We start from the raw sequence: 12037 nt of genomic DNA, 5'->3' as shown, positions 1-12037 counted from the left end.
TTATTTATGTTCGGTGTGATCAAGCATCGATTTGCTTAGGGCGAAGAACTCAATTACGCTGTATCGCCAAAGGCCCAAAACCCTGGCACATAGGCATCATCTCGATATAGTTGATATTCACATGGGCGGGTAAAGTAGCGATCCAATACGCTGTTTCTGCAATATCCTCCGCAGTCAAGGGCTGCGTTCCCTGATAAACCTTGGCGGCTGCGGCATCATCCCCCTTCAGCCGGACATTCGAAAATTCAGTGCCTCCACACAAGCCAGGTGCAATATTTGTCGCACGCACGCCAGTACCTATCAAATCTGCGCGTAAGTTCAAGGTAAATTGGTCGACAAAAGCTTTAGTGGCACCATAGACATTGCCACCGGGATAAGCGGTTGAACCGGCTATCGAACCAATATTTAAGATCACACCATTTTTCCGCGCAATAAAATGCGGCAATAGCGCATGCGTCATACGCACCAAGCCTTTGTTATTGGTGTCGATCATGGTTTCCCAATCCTCCAGATTCGCACTTTGCGCAGGAGCGACACCTAAGGCTAAACCAGCATTGTTGACCAATACGTCAATATCACGCCATTCAGATGGCAAGCTTTCCAGCATCGTGGCAATTGATAACTTGTCTGTGACGTCCAATGCGACAGCATGTAAAGCGTTCCCCAACTCAGACTGCAATTCTTGCAAACGATCGATACGACGAGCCGCTGCAATCACACGATGCCCGGTCTGCACAAATTTACGCGCCATTGCCTCGCCAAAACCTGAACTCGCTCCTGTGATAAGTACCAGCATTTTCTCCAGCTTTCATTAGTCATTGGTAAAGGCGACATTTTAAAGGTTTTTACTAGGTGAGGCGTTATGAACCACGCCTGAAAAAATAGATCTGACTCTCAAATTCAGCTAAATTAAGCTAATTTCGGATCCAACAACTGATTGACATAGCTTTTTTATCACTTTTAATGTCACTTCAGTTTTAACCTGTTTCAAAATTTCAAGCATATTAGGAAACATTTTGCCGCCATCCGAGTACGCAAAATAGTGGTTCCAAGTGAAAAATAGCTCTTGGAGACCGCTTTTGCCTACAAAAAATCGAAAACAGTTCAGTCAAGAAAGCCCGACACTTTCACTCGATTCAAAAGCTGTGTTTACCTTTACGTAACTTGCCGAAATACCCCTCTTCACGTAAAATTCGTGCACCATTTTGTCTCACGCAACTGGCGAAAATGCAGCCTTTTTTTATCCAAAGATAGCTTGCAGAAGATGGAGTTCCATCATGAAGCGTGAGATTTGCAGAGTCAAAGATGTCGATTCTGGCCGTACGCCTGGGTATCCCGATGGTAAAAGTGATTGAGACTTGTATCCACAAGTTGGCGCATTTTTACAGATCAGTCCCAATCTAATTTTTCGTTTTTTACGCTTTTTTTCTACAGGAAACCCATGTTCTCCAAGAATCATACTCTCGCTAATATCGATCCAGAATTGCTCGCCGCGATTCAAGCTGAAAATGTCCGTCAACAAGAACATATCGAGTTGATCGCCTCTGAAAACTATACTTCGCCAGCCGTCATGGAAGCGCAAGGTTCTCAACTGACTAACAAGTATGCTGAAGGTTATCCAGGCAAACGTTACTACGGCGGCTGTGAACACGTAGACGTAGTGGAGCAATTAGCGATCGATCGCTTGAAACAAATTTTCGGCGCAGAAGCAGCTAACGTGCAGCCAAATTCTGGTTCACAAGCCAATCAAGGCGTGTTCTTTGCTGTCTTAAAACCAGGCGACACGATCATGGGTATGTCTCTGGCAGAGGGTGGTCACTTGACACATGGTATGCCATTGAATATGTCTGGTAAATGGTTCAACGTGGTGTCTTACGGTTTGAACGACAAAGAAGAAATCGACTACGAAGCCATGGAACGTCTGGCGCGTGAAACCAAGCCAAAATTGATCATCGCTGGTGCGTCTGCTTATTCTCTGCGTATTGATTTCGAACGTTTCTCTAAAATCGCTAAAGAAGTCGGCGCGTATTTCATGGTCGATATGGCGCACTATGCGGGCTTAATCGCTGCTGGTGTTTATCCGAATCCAGTACCGTTTGCTGACTTCGTGACGTCAACCACACATAAGTCATTGCGTGGCCCACGTGGCGGCATCATTTTGATGAAAGCAGAATACGAAAAAATCATCAATTCTGCGATCTTCCCAGGTTTGCAAGGCGGCCCTTTAATGCACGTCATCGCTGGTAAAGCAGTCGCATTCAAAGAAGCATTGAATCCAGAATTCAAGTCCTACCAAGAACAAGTGGTAAAAAATGCTGATGCATTGGCAAAGACTTTGATTGAACGCGGTTTGCGCATCATCTCTGGCCGTACAGAATCTCACGTAATGCTGGTCGATTTACGCTCTAAGAACATTACAGGTAAAGCAGCTGAAGCAGTTCTCGGCTCTGCCCATATCACATGTAACAAGAACTCTATCCCTAACGATCCAGAAAAACCATTCGTCACTTCCGGCATTCGTTTAGGTAGCCCAGCTTTGACAACTCGCGGTTTCAAAGAAGCCGAAGCAATCAAGATTGGTCATTTGGTTGCCGATGTTTTGGATAATCCAAATGATGCTGCGACGATAGAACGCGTGAAAACAGAAGTGAAGAAATTAACTGACGCTTTCCCTGTCTACGGTAACTAAAAACAAAAAAGCCACTCCCTCGAGTGGCTTTTTTATGGCACATTTTTATTAAAAAATTTGTTCAAAAAACTGTTCAAAAAAATCTTTTATCAACGATACTCTATCTTCGTTGAGATCAATAAAAAAATCTCAAAAATCAATATCATAAGAACCCATTGAACCCATTGATATATATTAAAAATAATCAGGTATTGGCAGGAGAACTTTCATGAAATGTCCATACTGTCACCACGGCGATACGCAAGTTATCGATACCAGAATATCAGAGGAAGGCGATACGATACGTCGCCGTCGCCGCTGTGCAAGCTGTGATAAACGGTTTACTACCTACGAGCGCATAGAATTAGCGATGCCCGTGATCGTCAAGAAGAATGGTAGTCGCTCTGAATATGAATCATCTAAATTACGTGCAAGCCTGATGCTGGCACTACGCAAAAGACCAGTCTCAGCTGAAGCAGTTGATACCGCGATTCAACGCATAGAAGAAAAATTATTAGCAAGTGGTGAGCGTGAAATAGTCTCTGGCCATCTCGGTGAGCTCGTCATGCGCGAACTTAAACGTCTGGACAAGATCGCCTATATTCGTTTTGCGTCGGTCTACAAAAGCTTTGAAGATGTGTCAGAGTTTGTGGAAGCGATTCAGGAAGTTAAAAAGAAATAGCGAGCAAATTAGTACTTTGCTCGCTATGAAAAATGATCAATTTCAAATATTTCGTTTTTACACATTCAAGTAAGCAACATTTCAATACAGACTCCAACCTTGCCTAAACTAAGACACATACTATTTATTTAGACCAGCAAGAATCAGTTGTCATGCCAGCACCCAAGGTGCCGGAAGTTCCTTTTTGGCCTAAATGATTATAGGTATAAGTAGCACATGCATCTGATGCCATATAATTCGTGGGAACTGCATCGATCGAAAAAGTGGTCGCCGATCTGGCAGGTAATGCACTAAACGCAAGAGTGTAATTCACTTTAGCCCCCGTAGCACCTCGTGGTGAAACTAGATTCGGCAAAACTGGTGCGGTTGGAGCTGCTCCTGAAGTTTGCAGATAAGAATTATTTTCTGTAAAAAATCGTTCCATATATTGGGCATTTTCCAATATCAATGCGCGTACTTCTGCACGATTACTTCTACGTACATTTTCACGATAGCTAGGATAAGCAATTGCGCTAATAATAGAAATAATCGCTACAGTAACCATTAACTCAATTAACGTAAACCCGCGAACGGCAATTTTTCTATGCATCATCATATACGACCTGTTCCATAAATTTATCAATAATTAAAATCACTGCCGACCAATCAATTGCCGCCATAAACGCACTGTCGGGATACCTTCAGATAGATTTAAATTTTCACCAGTCGGCGGCACTGTTCCTGTTCTGGCATCAGCCTGATACACTTTTATTTTTCGATTACCAAGACGAATAATAGTGGTACCAAAGGTTGCAGCTGATTGACGACCACTTGCCATAGTATCCGAACTATCAATAACTCCATCGCGATTAGTATCAATCGTCCTATAACCTAGTGCGCCACCGTTGAAAGGACTAATTTGCAATGTCGTAGACAAAGCATCAATCACGCATAAATCTGCACTATTTCCCGGCACAAGCGTTGTAAAAATCACTTGATCTTCAAAAATAATAGGATCATTCACAATACGCTCACCACTCCTTATATTCATGGTAATGTACCAGCCTCGTTTAGTGGCCCAATCTACCACATTCTTAGATACAGAATAAAAGTTGCCACTTGCAGTTAAAGTTTGTTGCGTCAACTGTGACTGCGTTACCTGAGTGGGAACGATTTTATCCCAGATACCATATAAAGATTCCCTATCAACAGTCGCAGAATCCGAATCTTCATAAATTTTCCCGGTTCCAAACACCACCATATATCCACCATCAGGATGTGGAACCAACTGGGGTTGCGTAGTAATAGGCTGTCTTCTACTACTTTCTATTGCCGTGAAGAGCGGCAGTCCACTCAATGCCACTGAAGGCGTCGTAACCAATGATGGTATTGTTCCTGTTGTAATAAAATCGAATTTCCACATATTACCCTGGCGATCTCCTGCGTAAACCGCCTTGATAGTAGAGTCCGCATTTAATAACAACTTTGGTGTTGCCAGTCCATTTGGAGTAGAGACGCCACCTGCGCCAGTATCGATTTTTCTAATAATATTGCCAGACGCTAAATCGACAACATATAAAACTGCCCTCTGATTTACGCTTTCAAACCCATTACCGAATATCGCGACCCAACGACCATCCCGCATCACACCAATTTGTGCAACTCCAATTGTATATCCGAGATCATTATCAGTACCACGCGTAGCTGCGCTATATTCCCACATCACTTTATTTCTATCAAAGTTCGTTGGGTCAGTGACATCCATCGCGAATACCGATCTGCCACCTGCTCCTGTTGTACCTACCAGAATACTGCGCCATGGCGTTGGATCAGCACCGATTGCGGCATCTGCTATGGTAGGCGTACCATCAACATAGAACCGATGAACATAATTCGGTTTCGGTAACTCTGGTAAGCCGGGAATAATCGCATTAGGTACAAATGCAAATCGTTCATTGCCACCAGTAACCGTGTCAGTCGCATCAAAGGCATGCAACATACCATCATTACTACCGACGTAGACTGTCGCTGCACGAGTGCTTTTTGTGGTCAGAAATGCGCTATAAGTACTCTTACCACGGATGTCACTTGGCAAGAAAATATAACCACCATCCTTGCCTTCTTTTACGTATTGAGGATCAGAATTAACCAAATCTCCCAATAACACTCTTCTTGCACGAAACGGCCTAGATTCAAGGGATCTATCCCCCCTTAAATAATCTAAAATATTATTGCCTGTGACTGTATATGCTGGAGCATATGCCGCGGCCGCAGTATTAAAAAGTGTCTGGTCAGAAGTTCTCAAATTTGAAAAACTAAAATCAATTCCTCCACTACCAGCCAAATTTGACGTCACAATTCTACGTGAGGCGAGCGCTGGAATTTTTGTATCGGTATCCCAATCGTTAGGTGTCCTAATGTTTCCTGTCACTGAATCCACGGATTTCTGCTCCAACCTCCCAGACCAATCTGCTGTTTGATAGGTGGAAGTATACAGTTTCAAACCTATATCTAAGGTATTTTTGGATGTTGCAACCGCCGCCGCATCACCAGCACGCGCTGCAATTTCATTCAATGCACTATTTAACGCATCAGAAAATGCCTGGGGATTACCAGCATTAAAATATTTTCCACGTGAATTCAATGCAGCATGCCACAAATCATCAACTTGATAATCGGTATCTGATGCCGCGGGCCAATTTCTCGTGCCGGCTGTCAGTGCAGGTAAATCAACCGCAGGATCTAGGGTGCCCGTCACACCAAGTCCCACCGTATATTGAACCAAATGCTGCCAAAATGCCGGATCATTTCCATCTCTAGATGGCGGCACATTTTTCTTAGACTGCCCCCAATCTGGACGCAAATCATTGACCCAGTAATACATAGCAATATCAGCCAATGTATCCGTTGTAGCATCTCGGTATGGAGGTGCAGCAATATATTGGTATGTAACCCCCTCTGAACTGGTTTTCGAGGTACCATTTTTAGCATCCCAGTCCCCAGTCCTTCCGCTGCCAGCACCACTTCCATTCCAATAACCGTCGGTCATCAGGATATTATAATTCTGCCGACAACTTAATTGATCGGTGACGTTTCCAACATTATATCTTGTCTGCCACGGCCCGGTGATGGAGGTATCTTTAAAATACTGTCCAATTTCATCGACGGCTTTTCGTAAGGGTGTACCTGCCGCTGGGATTCTTCGCTGGTAAAGTGTATTGAGAAAATTTTGTTTATTTGCCACATCAAAATCATCGGAAACATTCAATACTTTTGTTCCAGAAGTATTAATCGTTCCAAAGCCAACCCTCAATGTAGGAGCCTGATTGGAAAATGCACGTCCACTACCCGCTCGAGCACTCAAGATCCGTGAGCGATAATATTGAAACCAATTCGCAAAATTGACAATTTCCTCTGCATAAGTACATGTACTCAAAGCGCAATCAGAGCGAGTCGATGCTTTCGCTGGGAATGTAGTGCCCAACTTAATTTCTACCCGAGTAAAACAACTCAATTGACTAGTTGTACAAGTCGGCAAATTAGATGGGTTATACTGAAAATAAGTGGCAGGGTAAAATGTCGTCTTCGATACGCTATTGACAGTCCAAGTCGGCGTTGTCGACACATTATTTGCTGCATCATTTAACCATGTATTTGAATGCAATGTAGACGCTTGCTCAATTGTCAGATTTAATGTGGCAGTACTCATACCAGAAACGGCAACTGGATTATATTTCGCGGCCAACGGATCTGCATTGGCCATCTTACTACCATAGGGATTAGCCGTCGTAATAGACGCAGGATCTATCCAAGGATCGTATCTGACGTTTGGATCATAATAGACTTTGTTGACAGCTGGCGAACGCCAACGAGCAACAGTAATGTTATCTGAAAATCCAACAACTGCTTGACGATTGGTTATGTAGTTACCAGCACCGCTCACATTATAAACATCCGCTGGCGCCGGAAAAACTCTCGTTATCCAACAACTACTTCCACAATACGTAAACTGATCGATACGGGAACCATCTAAACTTGAATTCCCAGTTGGCGTAAGCTCCTCTGGCATTGCCTCAAACATCATCGAACCTGAATCATCTAAGGTATAAAACACATTCGGTGGCACATTAGCTTTCACCAATGGTGGTAAATTTGAGATAGCAGCAATTGAAGTCAAGGGTAATAAGACCTGCGCGCAAATCAGCATGCGAACTACCAATCTGGACATACAAGATTTTCTATTAAACATAATGAACCTCAATTAATTGTTGCCGCAACGAATAATTTCTTGCAGCCAAACCACCGCTGTACTTGAGCTACCAACCCCACGTGCTGTGATTACATAAGGGTAAAAATCCTTACCACGCTCATTTGGTATTTCCCAGCGCTCTATCATGCATCGAGGTTGTTCAACGACATTAGGAAGCTGGCTTGCTCCTATTAATCTGGTTGCTGGATAAGCTCCACCACTATCTTGCCAATTAGACGCGACACTCCATTGATTGGGAAAATTACTATTTACATTCGTAACATCTGAAGGCCTTGTTGAAGGAATCACCGGTATGGTAGAGCCTATCCGCGATTTACAAATATTTGTATCGCCAATTTCCAATATCAAACTACTTTCACAAAGTCGTAATGCTTTTTCTGCAGCCTGGAATGCCATGTCTTGAGCACGTAAATTACTAGTAACCTTTTCATCCATAGTAGCTTTCTTAATCGCGGTGACCGCCAACATTGTCATAATAATCAAGAAAATCATACTAACAACAAGCACGAACCCCTGTTGTCGGTGTATAAAATTAAATCTCATGTTGCCCCCACTGAGCGATTGCGAATTGCCACGGTTGTAGAAAAGACTCCGCGCAATCGTCTATCTGTTGCGACGACTTGATTATCATTACAGTCACGATATGACTGATTTGTCGTTGAAATATTATCGTTCGCTGAACGAACAACTATGCAAATCCGTACTGAAATCACACGACTCCACATATCAGAAGTCGTTATTAAATCGGCAGTCAATAACTGATTCACACTTTGCCCGGTGACAGTTCTATTATTTGCATTGATCGCATTTTTAACTGTTATTGCATCAGGAGCTAATCCATAAATGATCTTCAAGCTCTCCACATTTTCAGCTATTGGTTGCCCCGGGTTTACAAGATTTGCACCTGGAACTGTTGCACCATTACCTCGACAATATAATTCGGGATTTCCTGTAGCTGCATTGTTTTGCACGTAAAAACGATTTTCAATCAAATAGTAAGCCGCTGCGCCTGGGCGCCCCTTTTCCTCCGGTATAGCGGGGGATAAAGACACAGTTGAACCCAAACAATCCGTAGGTACTGCCCCCCCAGAGGCAATAATATCTTGATCTACAACATATCGAACCAAGAATGCATCAGAAGATGTCCCTGCGGCACATCCCACAGTTGCAACATTTGCAGCGGTATCAGCAAATCCCCCTGCACACCCTCTAATCGCATCAACAGATTGCCCAGTTCGGCGATCTGTATACGTAGTATAAGTCGCGGGATAAACCTTATTCATTAAGGTCGAATCAGGATTTCTTTCATCAGTATATTTTTCAATGGGCGTAAGCATCGTTCCATAACCAGACATACGCACATGAAATGCCATCAAATTCAGCGCTAAACGCCCCTCTTCGTCTAACCGTGCTTTATCATCACTAGACCGAAATGACTGACGATTACCAATGAAGAGAGTCGATATCGCAATCAGAATCACCATTCCTATGGTCAATGCGATCATAATTTCAATCAAAGAACGCCCTTGGGTTCTTAATAGGGATCGCGATAATTTTATGTTCTGCTTCATATTGAGAATCTCAAGTTAAAACAACGCACACCAGCAGGCGCATTTGCTACAGCTGGACAATTGGCATCAACATCAGAAAAACTGGGTTCTTTCCACATAACAGTCACGTCAAATGTTGCTTCCGCTCCGCCTGCAACTGGCACAATAATGCCAGTTCCCCCTATCAAACGACGCTGTAGTGATCGTAACCATTCCTGCAAGTCATTTGCCGCTATCTGGTTGGTATCACAGGTTAATGTTCTGCAATTGTTCGGTGGCGTATGTGTCGCAGCCGAACTTACTGTATATTCTTCCCTATAAGTATATTTGGTTGCATTTGCAATTTTATCTGCAGCCAAATTGGCAGGCGGTACACTACTGATCACCCAATTGCTACGCATGCGCTCACCTAAATCATAAGCAGCTTGTGTCGCTTCCGAGCGTTGACTTGCCGTTTTTTGAAATTTCATAGCATTAATTTGCAGGCTTGCCAAACCAAGCAAACCAATTGCCATCACCAATATTGACACCATAATTTCGATTAAAGTTGCACCCTGTTGGTGTTTAAAATACCGCATATTATTCTCCTGGCTAACCACAAATTGGTGCGCTACCAACACGAATACGCCCACCGATTGCAACACAAACGGCACGATTTAAAGTGGAAAATCCAGTGGGTGCACTAATTTGATAATTCACTGGCGTAAAAGTTTGGCCAGTTATACCGAAACTAATGAACTCAATACCGTTATTAGGGACAATGGAACCTTCTTGTGCATTGGCCAGAGCACGACCTTGTACACGAATTAAAGTATCGGTTGAATCAAAATTGCCATTTGAATTTATATCGACAAACAGCAGCCATCCACTTCCCCACCCAACATTAGTCCCGGCAGTACTAGGCGAAAGGTCACATACCGGAGTTACGGTGTCGGCATTGGCGCTTTTGCAAATTGTTACAGTAGTCCCTCGCTTTAATGCTTCAGTCCGCGCCAGCATCAAATTTCCATGCAAATCGGAAGATATACTTGAAATCCGATTTGAAATTACAAGGTTTTTATATGAGGGTATCGCAATACCAGCCAATACACCGGTAATCGCAATAACTACCAAGAGCTCTATCAAGGTAACTCCGCGTTGAGAACCAACTTGTTCATTTGAACTAAACATTTTTCACTCCTATCTGTCCCAAGAGTATATTCTCGAGATGCCGTTGTGCAACTCATTTCTGATAAGCGGCAAAGAAGTGTGGATATGAGGTTTGGTATATTGCGTGGCGCCATCATTAGGCAATGGCCATAGCCTAGATAGAAAAGAATTATCTGCCACTACAAGTTACTTTATCAATACGAGCGCGGCCGCCGGATGCTATACAAATATAGCGCTCCAAATTTGCCTCCCGCTCCTGATGAGACTGGACTATAGCAAACTGCATGTAGACCCCATATACTTGTCCAAAACTATTAAATTTAATTTGCTTTCGATTGGGTGTAGGAATGATAGAGCCATCCCTATTCGATAAAAATAGCCGTCCCTGAACTCTGATAATATCTTCTGAGTCAGACAATCGTCCATCACCATTACTGTCATGAAAGATAATCCAGCCATCTCCCCACCCCGAATTACTATCCGAATCACTGTGATCCGCATTACAAACTGGATACGGTGCGTTTGCAGAAGTACTGCGACATATGATTACATTTCCACCACGCTTAAGAGCTTCAGACCGAGCAAAAAGTAAAGCTGCATGCAATTCACTTGCCGCAACAATAATTTGTGTTTGGGAAAACAGACGAGAGTACGACGCTACTGCCAACTTAATCAAAATAGAAATAATTGCCAATGCAATAAGCGCCTCCAGCAAAGTAGCGCCTGCTGACTTACATTTTATCTTTCGCAGCATTTTATGACTCCAAATTCGCAAACCGAACAAAATATCAAAAACAAAAGATAATATTAACATTTAATATGTTAATTTCATTTAATCTTCACAAATAAATAAGCAATTACAACAACCAATATGATGGATTGCGACAAAACATTATCAATCTAATGTAAGTTTATAAAAAATCATGATTAATATAATTAGAGCACTTAGCCCCCCCCCTCCTTCTTTACAGTTGGAGATACTGATCTCTTACTTAGACATGCGAATGACGAGAATGGGCTTAGAGTTAGGAATAAGCTGTGCTGTAATATCAGTCAGCTATGAATAGTACTATTGTGATAATGCTATGCATTCATTTCAGCCATTCCCAAAAGGTTTATAGCAAAAAAAGCTTTTAGTAGATGGATATGGTTCACTACTCTGAGGTACGAGCACCAGTTTGAGCGATAAATATCGTGCCCGCAAGCCAATAAAGTCAGGTGGGAGATTATGCTATTTTTAACCGAGTACGCAATTTGTGTGGATAAAAATCGAACTCCCAAAAGCAGAAGAACAAAAGCAAAAGCCCCTGATTCGATGGAATCAGGGGCTTTGCGGAATAAGAGCCTGACGATGACCTACTTTCACACTGGTTGCAGCACTATCATCGGCGCAAAGTCGTTTCACGGTCCTGTTCGGGATGGGAAGGTGTGGTACCAACTTGCTATAGTCATCAGGCATAACTTGTTGATTCGCTGTTTTCACGCTCGTTTGTGAAGAACAACAAATCCAATTAAGAAGAAGCTCGTAGGGTGGGCTAAGCCCACGCGTTACCGTCGATCAAGACGGTCGCAAATAATCGGGTTGTGATGTGTCAAACTGTCGTTTTCACAAACACTATTGTAATACTTGTCGTAGTTACCTAATAACTGACCAAAGTTATAGGGACAAGCCTTACGGGCAATTAGTACTGGTTAGCTTAATGCATTACTGCACTTCCACACCCAGCCTATCAACGTCC

At 43.0% G+C, this 12037-nt stretch carries 10 protein-coding genes, 2 rRNA genes and 1 riboswitch; of the genes, 2 read left to right on the top strand and 10 right to left on the bottom strand.

Features of this window, described 5'->3' with window-relative positions; genetic code table 11:
• Positions 1 to 49: 49 nt before the first annotated feature.
• The gene (locus tag H8K55_RS13595) at positions 50 to 796 is read right to left on the bottom strand and encodes an SDR family oxidoreductase (RefSeq protein ID WP_186942611.1); all 747 of its coding nucleotides are present in this window, start codon (positions 794 to 796) and stop codon (positions 50 to 52) included.
• A gap of 408 nt (positions 797 to 1204) precedes the next feature.
• Positions 1205 to 1339: riboswitch (ZMP/ZTP riboswitch) on the top strand.
• Between the two features lie 102 nt (positions 1340 to 1441).
• Between H8K55_RS13595 and glyA the strand changes: the two genes are divergently transcribed.
• Positions 1442 to 2689 carry a serine hydroxymethyltransferase gene (gene glyA, locus H8K55_RS13590; protein WP_186942610.1) on the top strand — a complete coding sequence of 416 codons (1248 nt, stop codon included), beginning with the start codon at positions 1442 to 1444 and terminating at the stop codon, positions 2687 to 2689.
• Positions 2690 to 2897: 208 nt separating this feature from the next.
• Positions 2898 to 3350 (top strand): transcriptional regulator NrdR, encoded by a 453-nt coding sequence (gene nrdR, locus H8K55_RS13585; protein ID WP_186942609.1) that lies wholly within the window; start codon positions 2898 to 2900, stop codon positions 3348 to 3350.
• 124 nt (positions 3351 to 3474) lie between these two features.
• Here nrdR and H8K55_RS13580 read toward each other — a convergent pair whose 3' ends face one another.
• The 9 genes from H8K55_RS13580 to H8K55_RS13540 all read right to left on the bottom strand — a co-directional run.
• A complete protein-coding gene (locus tag H8K55_RS13580) occupies positions 3475 to 3945 on the bottom strand; it encodes a type IV pilin protein (RefSeq protein ID WP_329605044.1) in 471 nt (156 codons plus the stop codon).
• A 36-nt stretch (positions 3946 to 3981) separates the two neighbouring features.
• A complete protein-coding gene (locus H8K55_RS13575; protein ID WP_186942608.1) occupies positions 3982 to 7578 on the bottom strand; it encodes a pilus assembly protein in 3597 nt (1198 codons plus the stop codon).
• A 12-nt stretch (positions 7579 to 7590) separates the two neighbouring features.
• Positions 7591 to 8142, bottom strand: coding sequence for a pilus assembly PilX family protein (locus tag H8K55_RS13570; protein WP_186942607.1), 552 nt, complete (start codon positions 8140 to 8142; stop codon positions 7591 to 7593).
• Entirely contained in the window at positions 8139 to 9170 is a 1032-nt protein-coding gene (locus H8K55_RS13565) for a PilW family protein (protein WP_186942606.1), read from the bottom strand. Before H8K55_RS13565 ends, H8K55_RS13570 begins: the two co-directional genes overlap by 4 nt.
• Positions 9167 to 9727, bottom strand: coding sequence for a type IV pilus modification protein PilV (gene pilV / locus H8K55_RS13560; RefSeq protein ID WP_186942605.1), 561 nt, complete (start codon positions 9725 to 9727; stop codon positions 9167 to 9169). The genes H8K55_RS13565 and pilV overlap by 4 nt, the downstream gene beginning before the upstream one ends.
• A 13-nt stretch (positions 9728 to 9740) precedes the next feature.
• Positions 9741 to 10319, bottom strand: a complete 579-nt coding sequence (locus H8K55_RS13555) for a GspH/FimT family pseudopilin (protein ID WP_186942604.1) — start codon at positions 10317 to 10319, stop codon at positions 9741 to 9743.
• 148 nt (positions 10320 to 10467) lie between these two features.
• Complete coding sequence (locus H8K55_RS13550) at positions 10468 to 11112, bottom strand: GspH/FimT family pseudopilin (RefSeq protein WP_186942603.1); 645 nt, start codon at positions 11110 to 11112, stop codon at positions 10468 to 10470.
• 529 nt (positions 11113 to 11641) lie between these two features.
• Positions 11642 to 11754 (bottom strand): 5S ribosomal RNA (gene rrf / locus H8K55_RS13545).
• A gap of 205 nt (positions 11755 to 11959) precedes the next feature.
• Positions 11960 to 12037 (bottom strand): 23S ribosomal RNA (locus tag H8K55_RS13540); the annotation flags it as partial.

Origin of the sequence: Affinundibacterium flavidum (assembly GCF_014284175.1) — a bacterium.
Classification (GTDB): domain Bacteria; phylum Pseudomonadota; class Gammaproteobacteria; order Burkholderiales; family Burkholderiaceae_D; genus Undibacterium; species Undibacterium flavidum.
This window is presented reverse-complemented; position numbering and strand designations above follow the sequence as displayed.